Raw genomic sequence first — 255 nt, 5'->3', positions numbered from 1 at the left:
GGGCCTGCTCCCCGGTCCGCATCAGCAGGATCGAGCTGGTCCGGGTCTCGGTGACCGGGATCTTGTTGCACGGCAGGATCGGCACCCCCCGCCACGCCGGCACGTGATGCCCGCCCATGTCCACCGCGTCCGGGTAGACCCCGGCCTTGGTGCACTCCCGCCCGAACGCCGCGATCGTCTTCGGATGCGCCAGGAACACGCCCGGGTCCTTCCAGACCAGGGCCAGCAGCTCATCCAGGTCGTCGGGGGTGGGTG

1 pseudogene is annotated in these 255 nt (G+C 71.0%); it reads right to left on the bottom strand.

Going from position 1 to position 255, the window contains the following annotated elements:
- Nucleotides 1-255 (bottom strand): annotated as a pseudogene (locus QSK39_RS52940) (Crp/Fnr family transcriptional regulator); the annotation flags it as partial.

It is taken from the genome of Amycolatopsis sp. NBRC 101858, assembly GCF_030269325.1.
Lineage (GTDB): Bacteria > Actinomycetota > Actinomycetes > Mycobacteriales > Pseudonocardiaceae > Amycolatopsis > Amycolatopsis ponsaeliensis.
The sequence above is the reverse complement of the archived record's forward strand: the minus strand, read 5'-3'. Positions and strand labels throughout refer to the sequence as shown.